Here is a 23,516-nt window from a genome sequence, read left to right as displayed (position 1 = left end):
CCCCGTGCCCGTTCATGGTTCGTCGACTTCGATCATGATCGGCGAAGAACTACAGTAAGAGCATGGCTCGGAACTGGCCGATGATCGAGCGCGAAAGCGAATTCGAGGCGATCCGCGCGGCGCTGACCGGGCCGGAACATGTCGGGGTGGTGCTCACCGGCGATGCCGGGGTGGGCAAGACCACGCTGGCCCGGCATGCCACCTCCGCGATCGGCGGCAATATTCGCTGGGTGGCGGGCACGGAGTCGGCACGCAGCATTCCACTGGGGGTGTTCGCGCACATGGTCGGCGTCTATACGGCGCACGATCCGGTGACGTTCATGTCCGCCGCGCGCGAGGCACTACTCGCCGACGGGCACACGGTGATCGGGGTGGACGACGCGCACCTGCTCGACCAGCTCTCGGCAACCCTGCTGTTGCAGCTGGCCATCGACAAGGCCGCGCACATCGTGGTCACCGTCCGCAGCGGAGTGCCGGTGCCCGACGCGGTCACCTCGCTGTGGAAAGACGGGCATCTGATGCGCATCGATCTGCGCCCGTTCAGCCAGCGCCAGAGCGTGGAGCTGGTGGAGTCGATGCTCGGCGGGCAGCTGGAGGGGTTCACCGCCAACCTGATGTGGGAGTCCTCGGCCGGAAACGCCCTGTTCCTCAAGCATTTGGTCGAGGGAGCGCTGGAGGCGGGCACGCTGCGCCAGGTGAACGGTGTGTGGCAGCTGCGCGGCCGGGCCGCGGTGACCTCGGAACTGGCCGCGCTGCTGGAGGATCGGGTCGAGCAGCTGCCCGATCCGGTGCTGCGGGTGCTGGAACTGCTGACCTTCTGCGAGCCGATCGATCTCGACGTACTCGCCGAATTGGCTGGTGAGGATGCGGTGGAAGCCGCCGAGAACCGCGGCGTGATCCGGGTTGTGGAGAGTTCGCATCAGCTCACCGTGCGATACAACCACCCGCTGTTCGGCGAGGTGATCCGGCGCAGGCTCGGCATCGCCTCGGCACGACGATTGCGTGGTCGTCTGTATTCCTCGCTCAAAGAACGTCCGATCAACTCCGCCGCTGACCGTATCCGGCTGGCCGAATTGGCCTTGGACAGTGATAAATCCGCGGATCTGGAATTGTTCGAAGCCGCCGCCGCCGACGCGATCGGTTTGGCGAATCTGCCACTGGGCGAACGTTTCGCGCGGGCCGCGGTGGAGCGGCGCGGCGGCGTGGAGGCCGCCGACCTGCTGGCCCGCGCCCTGTTGTGGCAGGGGCATCGGATCGAGGCCGAACGCACGTTGGCCAGCTTCGACCCGGACCAGCTCGACGAGGTGCAGCTTGCGCGCTGGGGTAGCACCCGGGTGGCGAATCTGTTGTGGGCGATGGGCGATGCCGACCGCGCCGACGAAGTGCTGACACTGTTGCGCGGCAAGGTGAAGCATCCGAAGATCGCCGCGATCTTCACCGGTCTCGGCTCGGCGTCGGCCGTCAACGAGAACCGGATCGACCACGCGTTCACCGAGGCCGAAACGGTCATGACCACGGAGGGCGCGCCGCCGTGGGCGGTGTGGTGGGCCGCGTTCGGCGGCGGCCTCGCACTGGCGTTGATGGGCAAGGGCGAGGCCGCAAGGGAGTACGCGGCACGCGGTCACGAGGTGGAAGAGCACATCGACGGGCTCAACCGCTTCATGTCCACGCACGCGGAGGTGCTCGCGCTCACCTTCACCGGCGATCTCGAGGCAGCACGGCATTGCGCCGGAGCGTATTTCGGCTACTCCGCGCCGGGGCAATACCTGGCCTGGGGCATGTCGAAGATTCTGCAGGGCACCGTCGACGTGGCGCAGGGCCGGTTCCTGGTCGGCATCGAGCATCTGGAACAGGCGCTGGCCGCGCTGTCGGCCGAAGGCGCGGCCGCCTGGATGTTTCCGGCGAGAATTCGCCTGGCCGAGGCGTATTCGGCGCTCGGCCGCGCCGTCGAAGCGGCCGAGTCGATCGCGGACGCCACCGCGCGTGGGGGACGGCACAGTGCGGTCTACGAACCACAGCTCGAAATCGCCCGTGCCTGGCAGGCTGCCGCCGAGGGCACCGTCACCCCGGCCGTCCGGATCGCCATCGGCGCGGCCGACGCGGCAGCCCGCGCGCATCAGCATGCGATCGAGGCCATGGCGCTGCACACCGCGGCCCGATTCGGTGATCACTCCGCGGCAGGACGGCTGGCCGACCTGGCGTCCCGGGTGGAGGGACGGCTCGTGCAGGCGCAGGCACGACACGCGGTAGCCCTCGCCGCACACGACGGTCCCGGACTCGACGCCGCCGCGGCGGAATTCGAGCGCATCGGTGCGATGCTGTCGGCGGCTGACGCCGCTGCCCAGGCCGCGTCGGCACATGAGCGGGCCGGGAACCGGCGCAGGCTGCTGGAGTCCGCCGCCGCGGCGAACCGCCTTGCCGCCGCCTGTGGCGGAGCGAGCACGCCCGCCCTGCGGCACGCCGCGCAGCCGTTGCCGTTGACCGCGCGGGAACGCGAGATCGCGAATCTCGTCGCCGCGGGGCTGTCCAATCGGCAGATCGCGGACCGCCTCACCGTCTCGGTGCGCACGGTGGAGGGGCATCTCTACCGTGCCTGCATCAAGATGGACGTCACCGATCGCGAATCCCTCGGCGCCCTGATGCGCGGCGAATCCGGAGCCAGGTGAGGTTCCGGCCGCAGGCCGAGCATGCCCCGTGACACGATGCGGCCGGAGGATCGACACGGTGCACGCACTCGTGCTTGTCTAGGCTCGATGTCGCTCGCTGGGGCGAACTGGTTGTTAGGCTGACGTGACCAGGGTTTTCTTCGGTGTGGTTGGGACGGATGGTGCGGGTTTTCATCGTCGTGTGTTCGGTTGCGGCCGGGATGGCGCTCACGCTCGGCTGCTCGAGCGGGCAGCAGGCGCCGATCCCCGGTTCGCTGTCGGCGACCAGCCGGGTGTCGGCGACACCGAGGTCGGAGACTCCGCAGGAGCGCAGTTCGCGGATCAGGCAGAAGCTGATCGAAATCGGGTGCTCGTCGAACGCCTGCATACAGACGTACTTCGGTTGCGAGGACGGCTACATCACCGGGGCCGCCTGCGATTTCTATCGCGAACACCGGATCGATTGATGGCCGTGCTGCTCGGCGCCGGTGGGGCCGGGCGGCGATCGTTATTGTCATACTGTCAATACACGCTTCCCGGTCGCGTCCGGCGGCGTGCTGGATCAACGACGAACCGAGGTAGGGCGTGGGCACTTCATCCACCGCCGGGCATGGCCCGCTCGCTGGCATCAAGGTCATCGAACTGGCCGGTATCGGCCCCGGTCCGCACGCCGCACTGCTGCTCGCCGATCTCGGCGCCGACGTAGTGCGAGTGCAGCGCGCCGGCCAGCTGCCCGGCGGTTTCGACCGGCCGCAGCTGCGCGGAAGGACCGTCGTCGAGGCCAACCTCAAGGACCCCGCCGATCTCGAGAAGGTGCTCGGCCTGGTCGAGAAGGCGGACGTGCTGATCGAAGGCTTCCGTCCCGGCGTCACCGAGCGGATGGGCATCGGCCCGGACGATGCGCTCGCTCGCAACCCCCGCCTGGTCTACGGCCGGATGACCGGCTGGGGTCAGGAGGGTCCACTGGCCGACCGCGCCGGACACGACATCAATTACATCTCCATCACCGGCGTGCTGCACGCGATCGGGCGTAAGGGGGAGCGCCCGGTCCCGCCGCTGAACATGGTGGGCGACTTCGGAGGCGGCTCGATGTTCCTGGTGTTCGGCATCCTCGCCGCACTGGTCGAGCGACAGACTTCGGGCAAGGGGCAGGTGATCGACGCGGCGATGGTCGATGGCGCCCTTGCCCTTTCGCACATGATCTGGGGGATGCGCGGAGCGGGCGCCTGGTCCGACGAGCGCGGCGTGAACCTGCTCGACACCGGAATGTCGTTCTACGACACTTACGAAACCTCCGACGGCAAGTACATGGCGGTCGGCGCGATCGAGCCGCAGTTCTACGCGCAGCTGCTCGCCGGGCTCGAGATCGATCCGGAAGGACTGCCCTTCCAGCTCGACCCGGCGGGCCAGGAGACGTTGAAAAAGCTGTTCGCCGAACGCTTCCGGGCCAAGACCCGCGACGAGTGGACCGAGATCTTCGTCGGGACCGACGCTTGCGTCTCGCCGGTCCTCACTTTTGCGGAGGCGACGAAGAACGAGCACATCGCGGCCCGCGGCTCGCTGCTGGAGCTGGACGACATCACCCAGCATGCCCCGGCGCCTCGGTTCTCCCGCACCCCGAACGGCATCCCCACCCCACCGCCGACCACGGCCACGCCCATCGAGTCGGTGTGGGCCGACCGAGCATCGAGCGAGTAATTCAACGTTGCAACAAACCAACTGGTTCGACAGTTGGCGGTTCGACTGCCATACTGTCCGCGAGCAGGCGACTCTCGAGTTCGGCTGGTCCGGACAAGCACTCGTCCGGTCCGCTGCTTGACCGCCTTGCTTGCTGGAGGCCTCGGCGCCGTGCAGCCTTCTGCACGCCGTCCGCGCACGACGAGGGCCAGCCCCGAGGGGTGGCGGGCCGGGTCGTGCCCGGCGGCGCTCGGAGGGGAAGTGCCGCCGGCCAAGGTCCTCCGCAGGCCTCCCGCGGTATCAGTAGCAGGTCAACGGCGTCAACGGATCGGCGGCACGTGGCGTCAGCGCCTCATAGGCGGAGGCAATTGCCTTGACCGCCAATCGTAATTCGGGTTCCTGGTGCGTGAACGGCAGCCGTAGGAACCGTTCGAACGCGCCCTGCACGCCGAATCTCGGCCCCGCGGCAAGCAATACGCCGTGATTGGGCGCTGTCGCGGCCAGTGCGGTCGACACCGAACTCGGCAGCTGCGCCCACACCGACATGCCGCCCGCACCGACGGTCACGCGCCAGTCCGGCAGCTCCTCGGCGAGGGAATCGAGCAGAGCGACACGCTGCGAACGCAATTGGCCGCGGCGGCGGTCGAGGATGACGTCCGCGTGCTCGAGCAGGTGGACGGTGGCCAACTGGTCCATGACAGGGGTGCCGAGATCGACCGTGGAACGGATGCCGAGCAGTTTGGTGATCAGCGACTGGTTGGTGCGAATCCAGCCGACGCGCAGACCACCCCAGAACGATTTCGACGCCGAGCCGATCGTGACGATCTCGGCGCCCTTGGCGAACGCCGCGACCGGAGGTGGCGGGACTTCGTTGCCGAGCCCGAGATCCGCCATGGACTCGTCGATCACGACGGTCATCCTGGTCTCCCTGGCGATGACAGCCAGCTCGGCACGGCCGTCGGCGTCCAGCAGCAGGCCGGTCGGATTGTTGTAATCCGGCACGAGGTAGGCAAGCGTGGCCGCGGTTTGCCGTGCGGCGCTGCGGATTCCGTCGAGATCCCAGCGGGCCACCGGGTCTTCCGGGCGCAGCGGCACCGGCACCGGGCGGGCACCGACGTCGCGAATCGCCTCGATGGCGTTCGGATAGGTCGGGTGGTCGATGAGCACGCGGGCGGCGGGTGCGGTGAGCACGTTCAGCAGTAGGCGCAGGCCGTGCTGTGCGCCGAGGGTGACCAGGATCTGGTCCGGGTCGGTCGGCAGGCCGCGCGCGGTGTAGCGGCGGGCGATCGCCTCGCGTAGCGCGAGCACACCGACCGGGTCCATGCCGTGCGTGCCGAGATACGTCGGAAGCCCTTGCAGAGCAGTCGAATACGCTTCTTGCATCTCGATCGGTGCGGCCATGGCGGCGTAGGTCATGTCGATGGTGGGCAGCTCGGGCGGCGCCATTGTGGCGAGGATGCTCCTGGCCGGCTTGATGCCGTCGTGCTGCACGTCGCGTGGCAGCGCCACGGTGCTGCGCGAGCCCTGCCTGCTGATCAGGTAGCCGTGCTCCCGCAACAGTGAGTAGGTGGACGTGATGGTCGTGCGACTGACCCCCAGGGTGGCGGCGAGATCGCGTTCGCTGGGCAGCGCGACACCCAAGGGTGCGCGCCCGTCGTGGATCAGCAGCCGAATGCCTTCGGCGAGCGCCAGGTACGCCGGACGCGCGGACCGCCGCCCGGCCGAATTGCCCTCGCCGTCGTCCATGTTCCGCCACCGACCCAGGTCGCGAGCCAAGCTGCCCGCGCCGATCACTCTCGTCGCCATACAGGCCAGTATTGACTGATTGGATATTTATTGGCAAGGCCAGTCGAGCGCACGCTGTGCGACATGACCGTCCTTACCACCGTGCTGATCCTCGCCTTCTCCGGATTTCTGATCTACCACTTCGCGCCGAGACGCGACGAGCGAGCCTTTCGTCTCGAGCGCTTCCACCCGCGCACGCCGATGTCCGACCAGACCTGTTCGTACTATGACGTGCAGCGGCGATACTCGGATCTCGCGGCGATCTACGGGCGCGGCGACATTCTGGATAAGGACCTTCCTGGCATAGCGGAGGCCGATCGAGCCGTCGGCGTGCGCCCCGTCCCCGCGCCGATCACGTCGGCCAGGCCCACACGGAAAACCGGTGTGCCCGCAGGGGGCCAGTGTGGTGGCAGCACACGCAAGGCCACGTCACCGCTGCTGGTCAACTGCGACGAAACCGAGCCGGAGCCGCTGACGGCCGGGTCACCCGCAGGCGCGTCCAAGACCAGTTTCGGATAACTGGCCTGACCTTTCCGAACTTGTCGGTCGCCCGGTGCAGACTTGGGGCATGAGTGACTCCACTCGCCTTGCTGCCGAGGCCGCTCGGACCACCGAGGCCACTCGCTTCGCCACCCAGGCCGCACCCGCTGCAATCGGAGCCGCACCCTCGACCACCGCAGCGACGTCCTCGGTAACCGAGGTCACACGTTGCACCGGCGCGGCCACCGGCCCCACCACTTCGGCTGATCACTCTGCCGCCGAGCCCATGGTGCCCGGCCGTGCCGGCGCTACCAGCGTCCCCGCCGCGGCGGCGCTGTTCGACACCGTCATCGGCTACTGCGCGATCGGGTGGCGTGGCACGGCGGTGATCCGATTCCAGCTTCCCGAGGTCAGCCCGGCAGCGACCCTGGCACGTATCACCTGCCGTCGCACCGGACGCCCGGACGAGGAGGTTCGCGAAGAAGCGGCCACCGGCGTGGTAGCCGAGGCCATCACGGCCATCCGTGCCCACCTCGCAGGCGAGCTCGATGACTTGCGCTGGATTCCGTTGGATACCAGTGAAATTCCGCAGTTCCACCGCGCCGTCTACGACGTGACACGCGCCATCGATCCCGGCCACACCCTCAGCTACGGACAGGTCGCCAACCGCGTCGGCGCACCAGGCGCCGCCCAGGCGGTCGGACAAGCGCTGGGCCGCAACCCGATTCCGCTCATCATCCCGTGCCACCGCGTGCTCGCCGCCGACCACGCGCTGCATGGATTCTCCGCACCAGGCGGTATCGACACCAAACAACAGCTTCTGGCAATCGAGCGCACCTCTGGGTTCGGCGAGCCGACGCTGTTCTGAGTTGCCTCCAGATCATCTTCGAAGGCAGCCTGCCTCTGCGACAACCCACTGCCGATGGGCGCGTTGTCTGGCTGCGCGCCGACCGATCGGATTCGACAGCCATTTACTCGGCTTCGCCAGGCGCTCGCGTTCCACCCCGGCATTCTCGCCATTGCCACGTTCGATCGAGAGATTTTCGATGCCGGACGTGAGCCGGCCGCCGCAGGAGGGCAGGGACGGGCTCAGGACGGGTTGAACGCAGCCACTGCGCGCGCCCACACCGCGTCCAGGTCCGCGTCGGCTGGGAAGCGGTCTGCCAGTTCGAGATCCACCAGCCCATGCGCTATTCCCCACAACGCCCGGGCACCGACCTGGTCGCCACCTGTCATCCGCAGCAACGGGGCGGCAGCGGCGACTTCGAGCCCTGGTTCGATCCGATCCCGGGTCAGCGGCGTCCGGGCGGCGAACTCGTACAGCCTGGGGTGTTCCAGCGCCCACCGGCGATATGCTGCCGCGAGGGCCTGCAGGTCTTCGGCTGGTTGCAGTGCCGCGGTGAGGCGTTGTAGCGCCCGCTGCTGCAACGCCACCTCGATGTCGGCCTTGCCTGACACGTGCTTGTACAGCGATGGTGCCTGGATGCCCAACTGCTCGGCCACCTGGCGCATGGTGACGCCGTTCGGGCCATTCCGCTCGAGCAACCGCTCGGCCACGTCGACGATCTCCTCGCGCCGGTTCACCCGCGCCCACCAGGCGTCCAGGCCGGTGTCGGCGACGCCCAGCCGCGGCAGAGCAGGTAGGCGACGAGCAGGACGACGGACAGCCCGCCATCCCATGCGAGGATCGTGCCGGTGCCCTCGATAGCGTCGTTCCGGCTGTAGACGAGGGCGGTCACGGTGAGCGCCACCTTGTGGAGGATGACGAGTTCCCAGACGCCCCGGTAGTTGTTCGGCCGCAGGGCGAGGAGCGCGAACAGGCCGGCGAAGACCACGTAGCCGTACGCCCGCCAGGTCTCGACCACCTTCACCGCCGACTCCGCGTCGGCAACCCCGCCGATCGCGTTCGCCGCGGACGCTGCCGCACCGGCCGCCGCCAGACAGAGCAGCGTACGTCCGAGCCGACTCCGGGTACGCCCGGTTGTGCCGTCTTGCTGCCCGGCCAGGTTCTCGGTGGCCATCGTTGACATGACCATCCCTCCTTCAAGTTAGCTAACGTTGTTAGCCAATTATGGCTAACAACGTTAGCTGAGTCAAGGCCGCCGACCTGGACCGCCGGAGTGGCCCTGATTACGGGGTCCCTACAAGTGCCGGGAAACTCACGCTCCTAGAGCAACCTCGCTACGAGGTCGGCCCGGCCGTTCCCACCCTTGGCGACCTGGCCTGACAACTCGCTCCGTGTTCGGGGTAACGTCCATCTACGTGCCTGAAATGCAGTACTGAACAGGGGTTTCGACGTCTCGATCAGAGGAGCCGGATGAATGTTCAAAGGCGACATCGCGGCACCCGTAGACGTGTTCTCGGGCGCTCGATTCACCTCGCGTGTGGTTCGAGCTACTCGGACATCTGTGCCCCCGGCAGCTGCCTCAGGAGGAACCGCTGTCGGTATGACACGGCCCGGCTGACGTTCCGACCGAGGGGAAACAGTAATGAACAAGCCCAGTGCGCAGTCAGCTGACGCCCCGGCGGAATTCCTTGCCGCATATCCCGACTACGAGTCCACAAGTTCGCTCGATCACATACGTAAGGAGCAGTACTCGTACCTGGACCAGAACGGTCTGGTGTACCTCGACTTCGCGGGAGCCGGGCTCGCCGCGACAGCACAATACCGATCGCACCAGGACCGGCTTTCCGAGAACTGTTTCGGTAACCCGCATTCGGAGAATCCGACCTCGCGGGCAGCGACCGAATTGGTAGACCAGGCACGTCGTGCGGTGCTCGCGCACCTGAATGCCGCACCTGACGAATACTGCGCGATCTTCACTGCCAATGCGAGTTCGGCCTGCCGGATCGTCGGCGAGGCCTATCCGTTCGCGCGTGGTTCGCGCTTCGTCATGACCTCGGACAACCACAACTCGATTATCGGAATGCGAGAATTCGCCAGGGCGAAACGAGCCGAGGTGGCGCATGTTCCGATCAGCACGCCCGATCTGCGAACGACGGATGAGGCCGTGCACGCCGCATTGAGCAACCGCCCGCGGTTACAGTTCCCCGGCGTCTCCAGGAAAAGCAAGCCGGATAGGCGCGGTTTGTTCGCCTTTCCGGCGCAGAGCAATTTCACCGGAGTCCAACATCCGCTCGACTGGGTAGAGCTGGCGCACCGGCACGGCTACGACGTACTGCTGGACGCGGCCGCATATCTCCCCACCAACGAACTGGACCTGAGTGTCGTACGAGCCGATTTCGTGCCGATCAGCTGGTACAAGCTCTTCGGCTACCCGACCGGGGTCGGATGCCTGGTCGCACGCCGGGAGGCGCTGGCCAGGCTGCGCAGGCCGTGGTTCGCGGGCGGCACTATCGCGGCCGTGAGCGTCCAGGGCGACTGGCATATGCTGACCGACGACGAAAGCGCCTACGAAGACGGGACGCTGAATTTCCTGTCCATTCCGGATGTCACCTTCGGGATCGACTGGTTGCGGGAAGTCGGCGTCGACCTGGTGCACCGCCGGGTCGTGTGTCTGGCCGGATGGTTTCTCGACCGGCTGCGGTCGCTGACACACGACAACGGTGCGTCGATGATCCGTATCTACGGACCGCAGGACACGGTCCGTCGCGGGGGCACGGTCACGTTCAATTTCCTCGACCCGGACGGTATCGTCGTCGACGAGCGCTTGGTCGCCACCGAGTCCGCGGCAGCGGGCTTCTCCATCCGCACGGGTTGTTTCTGCAACCCAGGTGCGGGCGAAGGGGCCTTCGATATCCAGTTGCCCATATTGCGGCGCCTGTTCGGAGCACACCTCCCGACCATCGAGGAATACGTCACCGTGCTGGGTCTACCGAGCGGCGGTGCCATCCGGGTGTCGTTCGGGACACCGTCGAATATTCAGGACGTCGAGCGATTCCTCGGCTTCGCTGAAGACACGTACCGGAACCGGCCTGCGACGGTGGACGGCCTGCGACCTCGGGAACGATGCTGACCGGACTCCTTCGCGGTCGATCAGGCCAAGCAAGTAGGACATAGGCTCAATCCGTGCAAACATTCTCAGATCAGGGTTGGTACACCCTACTCGTCGGCCTCGCCATTCTGGTCGGCCTCGTCGGGATCATCGTCCCGATCCTGCCGGGCGTCATCCTGATCTTCGGTGCTATCGCCGTGTGGGCCTTTCTGACCGGCGGCGCTACGGCGTGGATCGTCTTCGCGATCTGTACGGCGCTGCTCGTGATTTCCGGGGTCGTCAAGTACACCTGGCCGGGACGCAAGATGAAGGACGCGGGTGTGTCCAACCGTGCGGTCTTCCTCGGCGCGATCCTCGGCATCGTCGGGTTCTTCGTGATCCCGGTGGTCGGCCTGTTCGTCGGTTTCGTTCTCGGCGTGTACCTTTCGGAACTCCATCGCCTGCGTGCCGGCCAACAGGCCTGGCAGGCAACGGTTCACGCGCTGAAGGGCGTCGGCCTGTCCATGCTCATCGAACTCTTCGGTGCGCTGCTGGCCACCGGCGTCTGGGTCGTCGGCATCATCGTCGCCTGAGCGAGCGCAGCGAGTGAACGACAGACACAGCCGAGCATCGCTCGGTCATGGCGGAGCCGAGCGTCAGCGAGGTGGAGTCATGAGCGAGCGCAGCGAGTGAGCGATAGGCACAGCCGAGCATCGCTCGGTCATGGCGGAGCCGAGCGTCAGCGAGGTGGAGTCATGAGCGAGCGCAGCGAGTGAGCGATAGGTACGGTCGAGCACCGTTCGGTCGTGACGGTGACGATCGCCGGCGAGGTGGAAGTCGTGACCGCTACCGTTCGATAGCGGGGAACGGAATTGTGTCTCCCGCTTGGGCTTCGGGGAGTTCGTCGCGGTGCAGCCGGAGGGTCGGCGGTTCGGGACGGTACAGCGGCAGCGTCGGGGCCGGGTCGGTGGGGGCGGTGCGCTCGCGGGCCGGGAGCCGGTAGAAGGCGCGCGCGTTGTCTTCCAGTACCGGGTACATGTCGGTGCCGACTACATCGCAGAGGAGGTCGACGTCCGAGTCCTTGAATGGGCGCCCCGCGCGGGTGCCGGGGAGATCGCTGCCGAACATGAGGGCTTCGGGATTCACCGCGTGGATGCGGCGCAGCGTGTCGGCGACGTTCATCGCGACTCGACCGAAACCGGTGGCCTTGACCCGCGCCCCTCGATCGACGAGATCCAGCAGGAACGGCAGACCCTCTTCCGACATGCCGAGATGGTCGACCGACAGCGCGGGGAGCTTGGAAATGACCGGTTGCAGCGAGCCGAGCATGGTGCCGTCGATATAGACCTCGACGTGCCAACCGACGAGTTCGTAGGCCCGCAACGCCTGGAGCGTCATCCCGGTGATGTCGGCGGCGGCGCGTTTGAGGTTGAACCGCAGCGCGCGCACACCGATGCGGTCCAGCTCGATGATCTCCTCGTCGGTGGCGTCCAGGTCCAGGCGGGTGACGCCGACCCAGCCATCGCCCAGTTCGGCGAGGGCGGCCTTCAGGTAGCTCTGATCCGTGCCCTGGAACGAGCCGCTGACCACGGCGCCGCCGCCGACGTCGAAGCGCGCCATGCGCTTTCGGTAGTCGGCGATGGTGAACGGGTCGGGCAGGTAGCCCTCGTTCTCGGCCAGCGGGAACCGCGGGTCGAAGATGTGCAGGTGGGCATCGAACACTTGTACAGAATGCCTCAGTGTCGGGTTTTCCGCTGCCGCAGCAGGGTGGTTGCCGCGGCAGCGGAGCTGGTCCCGCCGGGGTGATCAGACCTTGTGTGGCTCGCTGGCACGGAGCATGTCCTCGCGCTCGACGACTTTGACCCGCTCCCGGCCCTCCGGCTCGCCGAGCGCGCGCTCGTGGGCATCCAGGCGGTACCAGCCTTGCCAGGTGGTGAACGGGATGCCCTTGCCCTCGAGGAACTCGGTGACGGCGTCAAGCTCCGGTGCGGCGGCCGGGGTGAAGCTCGTGCTGTCGTCGAGCAGGCAGGCCACGGTCTCGTTGGCGTCGCCCTTGGTGTGGCCGATCAGGCCGACGGGACCACGCTTGATCCAGCCGGTGACGTAGGTGCCAGGCAGGTAGCGGTCGGCGCCGTCGGCGTTCTCGTCGGCGATCACGCGACCGGCCTCGTTCGGCACGGTGCCGGCCTGGTCGTCGAAGGGCAGGTTGGTCAGGTTCTGCGACAGATAGCCGACGGCGCGGTAGACCGCCTGGATGTCCCAGTCCTTGAAGACGCCGGTGCCTTTGACGTTGCCGGTGCCGTCGAGCTGGGTGCGCTCGGTGCGCAGGCCCACGACCTTGCCGTCTTCGCCGAGCACCTCGGACGGGGACTCGAAGAAGTGCAGGAACAGCTTGTGCGGTCGGTCGCCGACGTCGCGGATGGCCCACTGCTCGAGGGTGTTGGCGACCATGTCGACCTGCTTGGAGTGGCGGCGCGCGGCTTCGGAGCCTTCGTCGTAGTCGATGTCTTCGGGGTCGACGATGACCTCGATGGTCGGCGAGTGGTCGAGCTCGCGCAGCTCGAGCGGGGTGAACTTGGCCTGGGCGGGTCCACGGCGGCCGAAGACGTGGACCTCGACGGCCTTGTTGTTCTTCAACCCCTTGTAGACGTTCGGCGGGATCTCGGTGGGCAGCAGTTCGTCGCCGGTCTTGGCCAGCACACGCGCCACGTCGAGTGCGACGTTGCCGACGCCGAGGACCGCGACTTTCTCCGCGTCCAGTGGCCAGGTGCGCGGTACGTCGGGGTGCCCGTCGTACCAGGACACGAAGTCCGCCGCGCCGAACGAACCGTCCAGGCCGATGCCGGGGACGTCCAGGGCACGGTCGGCATTGGCTCCGGTGGAGAAGATCACCGCGTCGTAGAAGGTGCGCAGGTCGTCGAGGGTGATGTCGGTGCCGTAGTCGATGTTGCCCAGCAGTCGCACCTGCGGCTTGTCGAGCACCTTGTGCAGGGCGGTGATGATGCCCTTGATCCGCGGATGGTCCGGCGCGACGCCGTACCGGATCAGCCCGAACGGCGCAGGCATGCGTTCGAACAGGTCGATGCTCACCTCTGCGTCGGATTTCATCAACGCGTCGGCGGCGTAGATCCCGGCCGGTCCTGCGCCCACGATCGCGATGCGGAGCGGGCGGGTCCCTGCGGTGTGCGCGTCCGGCCCGGAGGAGGCAGCTTGCGTCATCACGGAGGGCCCGTGTACACCGCTTGTCGATCCTGCACTCTGTTCGGTCATCTCTTACGCGCACCCTTATTGGTCGAATAACAATTAACGTCGGTCTTAGCTTAGGCTAAGTTGACGCACTGGCTTGGTTGCACCCTGTCGGTGCCGACACCGGCGATGCTGGCTCGGGTCTGCACGGTGCCCGGTTCACTGCGGCGACGAGCTGCCGATTGGCTATGACAGCCGACCGCAGTCCCGCGATTCTATCGGGGTGGCCGATGCCGCACCGCGCCGGTGCGTGAACTGGATGGATGCCATCGAACGTCACAATTTCCGGTTACCCGTTCCCGCGCTCGCTATAGCGACCGCCCGGTCTCCGTCGAGTGATTAAGCGTGTCCCGAATCGGGGCCTGGTCGCTCGATACCCGCGGCGACCAGGGATCATCGAGTCATGACCGAGCAGCAGCCGACCGCGGGCGAGGACGAAATCATCCGGGTCGATCAGACCGACAAGCGTTCCGCGGTCCCTTTCGTCGCGGCGGCGGCGGTCGCGGTGATCGTGTTGGTCGGAATCGTGCTCGGCGGGATGCTGTCGCCGACTGAGAAGAATGTCACAGATTCCGACCGCATTGTCGCGGCGGTCCGCAAGTTCGTCGATGGCTCCAACAACACCGCCACGGTGCCGCCGCCCGGCACCGCATGCCATGGCTTCGACGCCGCACGTTCGCCGCTGGCCGGACAGGCGGGGCCCGGAAAGTCCGTCGAAATCACGAAACTCGACAATCCGATGAGGGACGGCGACAAGGGCAGGGTGACCGTGACCACGAAGGTCGACGGCGAGGAGAAGACGGCGACCTGGAATCTGACCAGATCCGGTGCGAAGTGGCTGGTCTGTCACTGAATGTTCCCGCAGTGCGGCCAACCGTTTGACACGGTGACCCGCATCGGTGCAATCTCAGTCGAAGGTCATGAGAACCAGTGTCAAGCCCCGGCATTACTGGTCGGCAACCCTCCTCCGCGGTGGGGTGCTCCGGGTGACGACCTGGCCGTGGCTCGAGCCTGAGCGCGGCAAGTGCGGATTCGCAGGAGGTGCACATGAGTTATGCCGGTGACATCACACCCCAGCAGGCGTGGGAAGTGTTGCGGGACCAACCCGAAGCCGTCTTGGTCGACGTGCGGACGGAAGCCGAATGGAAATTTGTCGGTGTCCCCGATACGAGCTCGATCGATCGGCCGACCGTGCTGATCGAGTGGGTCGACTCCACCGGCGCGCGCAACAAAGCGTTTGTCGAGCAGCTGAAGCAGGCCCTGGTGGACCACGCCCCGGACGCCCCGGTCGTGTTCCTGTGTCGTTCCGGGCAGCGTTCGATCGGCGCGGCTGTCGCCGCGACCACCGCGGGCTACCACACTTCCTACAACGTGCTCGAAGGCTTCGAAGGTCCCCTCGACGAATTCGGGCATCGCGGCGGCTCCGGCTGGCGTGCGCTCGGACTACCCTGGCGGCAGTCGTGATCACCGGTGGTGCGATCGACCGGCCGCTGCCGGAGGGTGTCGGTCCCGCGACGCTCGGTGTGCGGGGTGGACTGCGGCGCTCAGGTTTCGAGGAAACCGCCGAGGCGCTCTACCTGACCTCTGGCTTCGTCTACGAGAGCGCCGAGGCCGCCGAGGCTGCCTTCACCGGCGACGTCGAGCATTTCGTCTACTCCCGTTACGGCAACCCGACCGTCGCCATGTTCGAGGAGCGGATGCGGCTGATCGACGGCGCCGAAGCGTGTTTCGCGACCGCGAGCGGAATGTCCGCGGTGTTCACCGCTCTCGGTGCGCTGCTCGGCGCAGGCGATCGACTCGTCGCCGCGCGCAGTCTGTTCGGCTCCTGCTTCGTGGTGTGCAACGAGATCCTGCCGCGCTGGGGCGTGGAGACCGTCTTCGTCGACGGCGAGGATCTGGACCAGTGGGAACAGGCGCTGTCGGTGCCCACCCAGGCGGTGTTCTTCGAGACGCCCGCCAACCCGATGCAGACGCTGGTCGATGTGCGCCGGGTGACCGAGCTGGCGCATGCGGCGGGCGCGAAAGTGGTGCTGGACAACGTCTTCGCCACACCACTGCTGCAACGCGGTTTCGAACTGGGTGCCGACGTGGTGGTCTACTCCGGCACCAAGCACATCGACGGGCAGGGGCGGGTGCTCGGCGGTGCCATTCTCGGTGCCGCGGACTACATCGACGGTCCGGTGAAAATGCTGATGCGTCATACCGGTCCGGCGCTGAGCCCGTTCAATGCGTGGACGCTGCTCAAGGGGCTGGAGACGATGCCGCTGCGGGTGCGCCATTCGGCGGAGTCGGCGCTGCGGATCGCCCGCTTCCTGGCGGACAACACGGCCGTCAGCTGGGTGCGGTACCCGTTCCTGGAATCGCATCCGCAGCACGCTCTGGCCACCACTCAGATGAGTGCGGGCGGCACCGTGGTCACCTTCGAGCTGAAGGCACCTGAGAACGAGGCGAAGAAGCGCGCTTTCGAGGTGCTGAACCGGTTGCGGATCGTGGACATCTCCAACAACCTCGGCGACGCCAAATCCCTGATCACCCATCCCGCCACCACAACCCACCGCGCGATGGGTCCCGAGGGTCGAGCCACCATCGGCCTCTCCGACGGTGTCGTCCGCATCTCGGTAGGGCTCGAAGACGTCGAAGACCTCCTCGGCGATCTCGACCAAGCCCTGGGCTGACCCGCACGCACCTCGTCTCGCCGGCCGGCTCCTGGCGGGGTCAGACGTTGGCGGTGTGCTCGATCTTGGTGAGATGGGCGATGTTTGCCTGGTCCTCGGGGGTATTGCTCGGTTCGGTGCTGAACCAGGCGTCGAGGATTTCGCGGAGTTCGGCGCTGGAGGTCGAACGCAGGCTCAGAGCGAGGACGTTCGCGTCGTTCCAGGTGCGGGCGCCTGCCGCGGTCGCGGCATCGGTGCAGAGTGCCGCGCGGATGCCCGCGACCTTGTTGGCGGCCATCGAGGCGCCGGTGCCGGTCCAGCAGCAGATGACGGCCTGGTGGGTGCGGCGTGCCGCGACGTCGCGTGCGGCCGCTTCGCTCGCCCAGGCCCAGTCGTCGCGTTCCGCGTCGGACAGTGCGCCGTGCAGTACGGTTTCGTGTCCGCGCCTGTGCAACTCGCCGACCAATTCCTCGGCCACTCCTACCCGCTCGTCCGCCGCCACCGAAATCCGCATGCTCCCAGCGTAGTGGGCCTTCTCGCCAGGTGGGCGGCCTTCCTGAGCGAATCGGCGCGCATAGGTTGTGCCGTCGGTGGGCGCCGGCTGGTTGCGTAGCGCCCGGGCTCTGCTCTGGCAACCGAGCGGGCGGTGTCCGACTGGCTCGCTGCGGCCGAGCGCTCGGGAGCGGCCTGCGCAACCAGGTGCGCGGTGTCTGCCCTGGATGTCCGAGTGCAAGAGTGGTCACCTTTGCCGGCGAGTCTGCGTGGTGGGGTGTCTGGCTGGATGTGCCTCGGGAGCGCGTCTGCGGGCTCGGCCACGGCAGCGCTCGGAGGCAGTCGCGACATTGACAGCATGCTGTCAAATATGCCAACATGCTGTCATGCGAACCAAGACAGTTCACCTGGCCGTTTACGACACCCTGGCCGACTGGGAGGTCGGGGCGGCCACTGCGCACATCAACAAGTCGAGCTGGCATCGGGAGCCGGGGACGTGGCAGGTCACGACGGTCGGCCTGACCGCGGAGCCGATCACGACGATGGGTGGGATGCGCATCGTGCCGGACGTCGTGCTCGCCGACCTCGCGCCCGCCGACAGCGCGATGCTGATCCTGCCCGGTGCGGAGACCTGGGAGGGCGAGGAGCTGGTGCCGTTCGCGCGCAAGGCGCGTGAACTCGTAGCGGCGGGTGTTCCGGTCGCCGCCATCTGTGGCGCCACCTTCGGCCTGGCCAAGGAAGGTCTGCTCGATACCCGCAGACACACGAGCAACGTCGCGGAATACCTGCTCTACAGCGGCTATTCGGGCGGTGATCACTATGTGAGCGAGCCCGCCGTCACCGACGGTGACGTGATCACGGCCAGCGCGAGCGCGCCGTTCGAGTTCGCGCGCGAGGTGCTCGGAAGGCTCGGCATATACGAACCGCACGTTCTCGACGGCTGGTATCGACTGTTCGCGCATGCCGATCCGGCAGGCTACGCGGTGCTCGCGGAGTACGAGGCGCAGCGGGCGGCGCAGGTCGGATGAGGAAGAATCGCACGGCGATCCGGTTGATCGGCCGGATCGCCGTGCGGCACGCAGCGGGAGGTGAATCATGACCGGTGAGCAGGAGCTGTTCAGCACGGCGGCGATCACGTCGTTCCGTGTGAATGGCCAATTCCTTGCGGTCGCTGAGGAACTGGCCCGACCTGCGGGTCTGACCGCGGCCTGGTGGCAGGTGCTTGGCGCGGTACTGCGCACACCGCTGTCGGTCGCGGGTATCGCACGCGAGATGGGCATCACGCGCCAGAGCGTGCAGCGTATCGCGGACCTGTTGGTGGACAAGGGACTTGCCGAATACCGTCCCAACCCTGCCCACCGCCGCGCGAAACTTGTCGCCGCTACCGAGGCAGGTCTGGCCACCGTCCACCGCATCGACCCGCAACACGCGGTGATGTCGAAACGTCTTGCGGCCGAACTCGGTCCGGAACAGCTCGCGCTGACCGTCGAAGTGCTCGCGAAGCTCTCCGCCGCGCTGGACGCGATCACGGAGGACTAGGGCCTGCTTCGCGCCCTCGTACCGATCCGAATCAGGTGGCGAACGGGGACTTGGTTCGGCCGACGAGGTCGGCGACGGAATCCAGCACCATGGTCGGCCGGTAGGGGTACGCCTCGAAGGACGCGCGGGTGGAGATGCCTGTGGTGACCAGGATGGTACGCATGCCGGCTTCCAGGCCGGAGATGACGTCGGTGTCCATGCGGTCGCCGATCATCACGGTGGACTGGGAGTGGGCGCCGATGCGGCGAAGCGCGGAACGCATCATCAGAGGGTTCGGCTTGCCGACGTAATACGGGTCGCGACCGGTGGCGCGGGTGATCAGCGCGGCCACCGAACCGGTCGCGGGCAGTGAGCCCTCACGGGAAGGGCCGGTGGGGTCCGGGTTGGTCGCGATGAAGCGGGCGCCGCGTTCGACCAGCCGGATCGCCGTGGTGATCGCCTCGAAGGAGTAGGTCCGGGTTTCGCCGAGGACCACGTAGTCCGGAGCGCTGTCGGTGAGCACGTAGCCGATCTCGTGTAGCGCGGTGGTCAGCCCGGATTCACCCACCACGTAGGCGGTTCCGTTGGGGCGCTGCTCGTTCAGAAAGGTGGCGGTGGCCAGCGCGGAGGTCCAGATCGCCTCCTCCGGGATGTCGAGGCCGGAGTGGCGCAGCCGTGCCTGCATGTCCCTCGGCGTGCGGATCGAATTGTTGGTCAACACCAGGAACGGCGTCTCGTTGGCACGCAGCTCGGCGAGGAACTCGTCGGCGCCGGGCACCAGATGGTCCTCGTGCACCAGCACCCCGTCCATATCGGTCAGGTAGGACAGGATCGGTTCGTCATCTGCGCTCACAGAGTCGATTATCCGCTATCCGCTCCGCGACCCGGTCGGAACAACGAGCACAGGTCGGAAACCCGACCGCCGCGCCCTGCCTCGAATCCGGCGCATGCGTCGGACTCGGCGCCTGCCCGCTTGCCCAGCGTGCGTTGAGCTGGTCGGACCCGGCGCCCTTCGGCTCGGGGCCGTCGAGGCGAGTAGGACGGCCGCGGCGATCTCGATCATCCGCGCCAGGCCATCGGCACCCGGCACAAAGGAGTTGGCTAGTGTCGAAGACGGATCGCGACGGCGGCGAAACGAAACGCGAGGAGCGTGGCATATGAGCGGACTCAAGCTCGGTTACAAGGCATCGGCGGAGCAGTTCGGCCCCCGTGAACTCGTCGAGATCGCGGTGCTGGCCGAGGAACACGGCCTGGACAGCGCCACGGTGAGCGACCACTTCCAGCCGTGGCGGCACAAGGGCGGGCATGCGCCGTTCTCGTTGGCCTGGATGGCCGCGGTCGGCGAGCGCACCCAGCGCATCCAGCTCGGCACCTCGGTGCTCACCCCCACCTTCCGCTACAACCCGGCGGTGATCGCGCAGGCCTTCGCCACCATGGGTTGCCTGTACCCGGATCGGATCATGCTCGGGGTCGGCACCGGTGAGGCGCTCAACGAGATCGCCACCGGATACACCGGCGAATGGCCGGAGTTCAAGGAGCGCTTCGCCCGTTTGCGCGAGTCGGTCGATCTGATGCGTGCGCTGTGGACCGGCGATCGCGTCGACTTCGACGGCGAGTACTACCGCACCGTCGGCGCCTCCATCTACGACGTGCCGAAGGGTGGCATCCCGATCTACATCGCGGCGGGCGGCCCGCTGGTCGCTCGGTACGCGGGACGCGCGGGCGACGGCTTCATCTGCACCTCGGGCAAGGGCATGGACCTCTACACCGAGAAGCTGATGCCCGCGGTCGCCGAGGGCGCGGGGAAGGTCGACCGCACCATCGATGACATCGACCGGATGATCGAGATCAAGATCTCCTACGACACCGATCCAGAACTTGCCCTGGAGAACACCCGCTTCTGGGCCCCGCTCTCCCTGTCCGCGGAGCAGAAGCACAGCATCACCGACCCGATCGAGATGGAAGCCGCCGCCGACGCGCTGCCGATCGAACAGATCGCCAAGCGCTGGATCGTCGCAAGCGACCCCGACCAGGCCGTCGAACAAATCAAGCCCTACCTCGACGCCGGCCTCAACCACCTGGTCTTCCACGCCCCCGGTCACGACCAGCGCCGCTTCCTCGACCTCTTCCAGCGCGACCTCGCCCCCCGCCTGCGCGCACTCGCCTAACCACCCGACGAGTGGCACACCCCGGAGAGGTCTTCTCGGGCGATGCCAGAGCCAGGTGCCACTCGTCGGGCGGTTATGCCCGGCGGAGGGCGAAGATGCGGAGGTCGCGGGCGGTGCGGGAGCGGTAGACGGCGTAGGCGCCTGCGATGTCGACGAAGCGGGTGAAGATGGCTTCCTTGTCCGGACCCTCGACCAGGGTGGCAGTGACGTCGATGCGTTCGCCCGCGATGGCGACCGTGGCCGTGGGATTCGCCAGGAGGTTGGCGGTCCACCCGGGGTGGTGTCCCTGGCCGAAATTGCTGCCGATCACGTAGAGCGTGTCGCCGTCGTGCACGTACAGCAGTGGCTGGGTGCGGGGCTGCCCGGACTTGCGACCGACGGTGGTGAGCAGGATGACCGGTGCGCCGATCGGGCCGAGCAAGGTGTACTTGGCGTGGGTGCGTTCCAGGACGGCCCGGTCCAGCGGAGTGACGAGGCGGATGAACCAGGAGCCGGGCTTCGTTGACGCGAATCTATTTGCCGCGCGGGCCAATACATTCGTGCGCGAACCCCACTGCCGATCTGGAAACTGCTCAGCCATGCCCGGACTATAGCGGGCCTTCTGCACCCGCGACGGAGAGTCGGCGGGACCGCTCGAGCAGACCCTCTCTTCGTACCGGCGGTCGGTGCTGGTCTCCGGCACAGAGTCGACGCACCGAGTGATCGCTACCGGTGAGCACGCTCTCGCGGCCGGGTCCGATTGCCGCTCGTTCACTAAGCTCTCGGGCATGGCCGACAATGCTCCATCAGCCGTGTACATCGCCTCGCCGGAGGGCGACACCGGAAAGTCGACGGTGGCTCTCGGGGTACTCCAGATGTTGTGCGCGACGACCGCGCGGGTCGGGGTTTTCCGGCCGATTACGCGCTCGACCGCCGAGCCCGATTACATCCTGGAGCTGCTGCTCGAGCACAGCACGGCGGACATCGACTACGCACAGGCCATCGGCACGACCTATGAACAGGTGCACGCCGACCCGGACGCGGCGATCAGCGAGATCGTCCTGCGCTTCTATCAGGTCTCGAAGGCATGTGACGCGGTGGTGGTGGTCGGCAGCGATTACACCGATGTGGCCAGCCCCAGCGAGTTGCGCTTCAACGCCAGGATCGCGGTCAACCTGGGCGCGCCGGTGTTGCTGGTGGTGCGCGGCGCGGGCCGCACGCCGGACGAGGTGAAGCACCTGGCAGAACTGTGCGCCACCGAGTTGTCGCATGAGCACGCGCAGCTGGTCGCCATCATCGCCAACCGCTGCGACCCGAAGCAACTGGACGAGGTGCGTTCGGCGCTGCGTGGCTTCGATGTCCCCTCCTGGACGCTGCCTGAGGTCCCGTTGCTGATCGCCCCGACCATGGCCGAGCTGTGCTCGGCCATCGACGGCGAAATGTACAGCGGCGACCCGGAATTGCTGCAGCGCGAGGCGCTGAAGATCATGGTCGGCGGCATGACGGCCGAACACATCCTGGAGCGCCTTGTCGAGGGCGTCGTGGTGATCGCGCCGGGCGACCGGTCGGACGTGCTGCTCAGCGTGGTGAACGCCCATGAGGCGGAAGGCTTTCCCTCGCTGTCGGGCATCATCATGAACGGCGGCATGCTGCCGCACCCTGCGGTGGCGCGGCTGATGACCGGCCTCAAACCGAAGCTGCCGATCCTCACTACCGAACTGGGCACCTACGACACCGCGGGCGCCGCCTACCGCACCCGCGGCCGCATGTCCGCGGGCAGCCCGAGCAAAGTGGACACCGCGCTCGCCCTGATGGAAGAGCACGTCGACGCTGCGGAGTTGTTGCGGCGCGTCGAGGTTCCGCTCATGTCGGTGGTCACACCGCAGATGTTCGAATACCAGCTCATCGAGCGCGCGCGGGCCGACCTCGAACGGATCGTCCTGCCCGAGGGCGACGACGACCGCATCCTGCGCGCGGCGGGCCGGGTGTTGCAGCGCAAGATCGCCGACCTGGTCATCCTCGGCGATGAGACGGCCGTGCGCGCCCGCGCCGCCGAACTCGGCGTCGACATCTCCGCCGCGCAGGTGCTCGACCCGCGCGGTTCCGACCACCTCGACGATTTCGCGGCCGAGTACGCCGAGTTGCGCAAGCACAAGGGCGTCACGCTGGAGCAGGCCCGCGAAACCATGACCGACATCTCGTATTTCGGCACCATGATGGTCTACAAGGGGATCGCCGACGGAATGGTCTCCGGCGCCGCGCACACCACCGCGCACACCATCCGGCCGTCGCTCGAAATCATCAAGACGGTGCCCGGCGTCTCCACCGTCTCCAGCGTGTTCCTCATGTGCCTGGCCGACCGGGTGCTCGCCTACGGCGACTGCGCAGTCGTCCCGGATCCCACCTCACAGCAGTTGGCGGACATCGCCATCTCCTCCGCGGCGACCGCTGCCCGGTTCGGCATCGAACCGCGGGTGGCGATGCTGTCCTACTCCACCGGGGAGTCGGGGAGCGGCGCAGACGTGGACAAGGTGCGTGTCGCGACCGAGCTGGTGCGCGAGCGGGCGCCGGAACTGCTGGTGGAGGGCCCTATCCAGTACGACGCGGCGATCGAGCCGACCGTCGCCGACACCAAGCTGCCGGGTTCCGAGGTCGCCGGGCATGCCACGGTGTTCGTGTTTCCCGACCTCAATACCGGCAACAACACCTACAAGGCGGTGCAGCGCAGCGCCGGTGCGGTCGCGATCGGCCCGGTGTTGCAGGGTCTGCGCAAACCCGTCAACGACCTGTCTCGCGGTGCGCTGGTCGCCGACATTGTCAACACCGTGGCGATCACTGCCATCCAGGCGCAGGACAACTGAGGTGGGCGGCACTGTCTGCCTCGGAACAATCGCGCACGTGGTGGTGGTTGCTGAGCGAGTGCGGGAAACCCGCACG

The 23,516-nt window shown here is 67.1% G+C and carries 22 protein-coding genes and 1 riboswitch; of the genes, 14 read left to right on the top strand and 8 right to left on the bottom strand.

What is annotated here, in order from left to right; all coding sequences use genetic code 11:
* Positions 1–62: 62 nt before the first annotated feature.
* The 3 genes from OHB12_RS23165 to OHB12_RS23155 all read left to right on the top strand — a co-directional run bounded on the left by OHB12_RS23165 (position 63) and on the right by OHB12_RS23155 (position 4,343).
* Positions 63–2,666, top strand: coding sequence for a helix-turn-helix transcriptional regulator (locus OHB12_RS23165; RefSeq protein ID WP_327110685.1), 2,604 nt, complete (start codon positions 63–65; stop codon positions 2,664–2,666).
* A gap of 158 nt (positions 2,667–2,824) precedes the next feature.
* Positions 2,825–3,112 (top strand): hypothetical protein, encoded by a 288-nt coding sequence (locus tag OHB12_RS23160; protein WP_327110684.1) that lies wholly within the window; start codon positions 2,825–2,827, stop codon positions 3,110–3,112.
* A gap of 118 nt (positions 3,113–3,230) precedes the next feature.
* Positions 3,231–4,343 carry a CaiB/BaiF CoA transferase family protein gene (locus tag OHB12_RS23155; RefSeq protein ID WP_327110683.1) on the top strand — a complete coding sequence of 371 codons (1,113 nt, stop codon included), beginning with the start codon at positions 3,231–3,233 and terminating at the stop codon, positions 4,341–4,343.
* A 279-nt stretch (positions 4,344–4,622) separates the two neighbouring features.
* Here the strand turns inward: OHB12_RS23155 and yczR are convergent, their stop codons facing one another.
* On the bottom strand, positions 4,623–6,128 hold the full coding sequence (gene yczR / locus OHB12_RS23150; protein ID WP_327110682.1) for a MocR-like transcription factor YczR: 1,506 nt from the start codon (positions 6,126–6,128) through the stop codon (positions 4,623–4,625).
* 63 nt (positions 6,129–6,191) lie between these two features.
* On the opposite strand from yczR, the gene OHB12_RS23145 reads away from it, so the two are divergent.
* Together OHB12_RS23145 and OHB12_RS23140 are read left to right on the top strand one after the other, a co-directional pair.
* Positions 6,192–6,626: a hypothetical protein gene (locus OHB12_RS23145; protein WP_327110681.1), complete on the top strand. Its 435-nt coding sequence runs from the start codon at positions 6,192–6,194 to the stop codon at positions 6,624–6,626.
* A gap of 247 nt (positions 6,627–6,873) precedes the next feature.
* A complete protein-coding gene (locus OHB12_RS23140) occupies positions 6,874–7,455 on the top strand; it encodes a methylated-DNA--[protein]-cysteine S-methyltransferase (protein WP_327121356.1) in 582 nt (193 codons plus the stop codon).
* A 221-nt stretch (positions 7,456–7,676) separates the two neighbouring features.
* Here OHB12_RS23140 and OHB12_RS23135 read toward each other — a convergent pair whose 3' ends face one another.
* Entirely contained in the window at positions 7,677–8,267 is a 591-nt protein-coding gene (locus OHB12_RS23135; RefSeq protein WP_327110680.1) for a TetR/AcrR family transcriptional regulator, read from the bottom strand.
* A complete protein-coding gene (locus OHB12_RS23130) occupies positions 8,168–8,617 on the bottom strand; it encodes a hypothetical protein (RefSeq protein ID WP_327110679.1) in 450 nt (149 codons plus the stop codon). The genes OHB12_RS23135 and OHB12_RS23130 overlap by 100 nt, the downstream gene beginning before the upstream one ends.
* Before the next feature lie 459 nt (positions 8,618–9,076).
* Between OHB12_RS23130 and OHB12_RS23125 the strand changes: the two genes are divergently transcribed.
* Both OHB12_RS23125 and OHB12_RS23120 read left to right on the top strand, forming a co-directional pair.
* On the top strand, positions 9,077–10,564 hold the full coding sequence (locus tag OHB12_RS23125) for an aminotransferase class V-fold PLP-dependent enzyme (RefSeq protein WP_327110678.1): 1,488 nt from the start codon (positions 9,077–9,079) through the stop codon (positions 10,562–10,564).
* A 53-nt stretch (positions 10,565–10,617) separates the two neighbouring features.
* Positions 10,618–11,115 (top strand): DUF456 domain-containing protein, encoded by a 498-nt coding sequence (locus OHB12_RS23120; protein WP_327110677.1) that lies wholly within the window; start codon positions 10,618–10,620, stop codon positions 11,113–11,115.
* Positions 11,116–11,368: 253 nt separating this feature from the next.
* On the opposite strand, the gene OHB12_RS23115 is transcribed toward OHB12_RS23120, so the two are convergent.
* On the bottom strand, positions 11,369–12,244 hold the full coding sequence (locus tag OHB12_RS23115) for an amidohydrolase family protein (RefSeq protein ID WP_327110676.1): 876 nt from the start codon (positions 12,242–12,244) through the stop codon (positions 11,369–11,371).
* An 84-nt stretch (positions 12,245–12,328) separates the two neighbouring features.
* On the bottom strand, positions 12,329–13,741 hold the full coding sequence (locus tag OHB12_RS23110) for an FAD-dependent oxidoreductase (RefSeq protein WP_327121354.1): 1,413 nt from the start codon (positions 13,739–13,741) through the stop codon (positions 12,329–12,331).
* Between the two features lie 430 nt (positions 13,742–14,171).
* Between OHB12_RS23110 and OHB12_RS23105 the strand changes: the two genes are divergently transcribed.
* The 3 genes from OHB12_RS23105 to OHB12_RS23095 all read left to right on the top strand — a co-directional run bounded on the left by OHB12_RS23105 (position 14,172) and on the right by OHB12_RS23095 (position 16,443).
* Complete coding sequence (locus OHB12_RS23105) at positions 14,172–14,621, top strand: Rv0361 family membrane protein (protein WP_327110675.1); 450 nt, start codon at positions 14,172–14,174, stop codon at positions 14,619–14,621.
* A gap of 63 nt (positions 14,622–14,684) precedes the next feature.
* Positions 14,685–14,801: riboswitch (SAM riboswitch) on the top strand.
* Between the two features lie 14 nt (positions 14,802–14,815).
* On the top strand, positions 14,816–15,232 hold the full coding sequence (locus tag OHB12_RS23100) for a rhodanese-like domain-containing protein (RefSeq protein ID WP_327110674.1): 417 nt from the start codon (positions 14,816–14,818) through the stop codon (positions 15,230–15,232).
* Complete coding sequence (locus OHB12_RS23095) at positions 15,229–16,443, top strand: O-succinylhomoserine sulfhydrylase (RefSeq protein WP_327110673.1); 1,215 nt, start codon at positions 15,229–15,231, stop codon at positions 16,441–16,443. The genes OHB12_RS23100 and OHB12_RS23095 overlap by 4 nt, the downstream gene beginning before the upstream one ends.
* Positions 16,444–16,483: 40 nt before the next feature.
* On the opposite strand, the gene OHB12_RS23090 is transcribed toward OHB12_RS23095, so the two are convergent.
* Positions 16,484–16,936, bottom strand: a complete 453-nt coding sequence (locus OHB12_RS23090; RefSeq protein ID WP_327110672.1) for an RpiB/LacA/LacB family sugar-phosphate isomerase — start codon at positions 16,934–16,936, stop codon at positions 16,484–16,486.
* Between the two features lie 364 nt (positions 16,937–17,300).
* On the opposite strand from OHB12_RS23090, the gene OHB12_RS23085 reads away from it, so the two are divergent.
* Together OHB12_RS23085 and OHB12_RS23080 are read left to right on the top strand one after the other, a co-directional pair.
* Positions 17,301–17,942, top strand: coding sequence for a type 1 glutamine amidotransferase family protein (locus OHB12_RS23085; RefSeq protein WP_327110671.1), 642 nt, complete (start codon positions 17,301–17,303; stop codon positions 17,940–17,942).
* Between the two features lie 67 nt (positions 17,943–18,009).
* Positions 18,010–18,453, top strand: a complete 444-nt coding sequence (locus tag OHB12_RS23080) for a MarR family winged helix-turn-helix transcriptional regulator (RefSeq protein ID WP_327110670.1) — start codon at positions 18,010–18,012, stop codon at positions 18,451–18,453.
* A 31-nt stretch (positions 18,454–18,484) separates the two neighbouring features.
* Here OHB12_RS23080 and OHB12_RS23075 read toward each other — a convergent pair whose 3' ends face one another.
* On the bottom strand, positions 18,485–19,243 hold the full coding sequence (locus OHB12_RS23075; protein ID WP_327121352.1) for an HAD-IIA family hydrolase: 759 nt from the start codon (positions 19,241–19,243) through the stop codon (positions 18,485–18,487).
* Between the two features lie 346 nt (positions 19,244–19,589).
* Between OHB12_RS23075 and fgd the strand changes: the two genes are divergently transcribed.
* Positions 19,590–20,600 (top strand): glucose-6-phosphate dehydrogenase (coenzyme-F420), encoded by a 1,011-nt coding sequence (gene fgd / locus OHB12_RS23070; RefSeq protein ID WP_327110669.1) that lies wholly within the window; start codon positions 19,590–19,592, stop codon positions 20,598–20,600.
* 73 nt (positions 20,601–20,673) lie between these two features.
* On the opposite strand, the gene OHB12_RS23065 is transcribed toward fgd, so the two are convergent.
* On the bottom strand, positions 20,674–21,180 hold the full coding sequence (locus OHB12_RS23065; RefSeq protein WP_327110668.1) for a nitroreductase/quinone reductase family protein: 507 nt from the start codon (positions 21,178–21,180) through the stop codon (positions 20,674–20,676).
* Positions 21,181–21,367: 187 nt separating this feature from the next.
* Here OHB12_RS23065 and pta point away from each other — a divergent pair, with 187 nt between their 5' ends.
* Positions 21,368–23,440, top strand: coding sequence for a phosphate acetyltransferase (gene pta, locus OHB12_RS23060; protein WP_327110667.1), 2,073 nt, complete (start codon positions 21,368–21,370; stop codon positions 23,438–23,440).
* Positions 23,441–23,516 lie beyond the last annotated feature (76 nt).

It is taken from the genome of Nocardia sp. NBC_01730, assembly GCF_035920445.1.
GTDB lineage: Bacteria > Actinomycetota > Actinomycetes > Mycobacteriales > Mycobacteriaceae > Nocardia.
The sequence above is the reverse complement of the archived record's forward strand: the minus strand, read 5'-3'. Positions and strand labels throughout refer to the sequence as shown.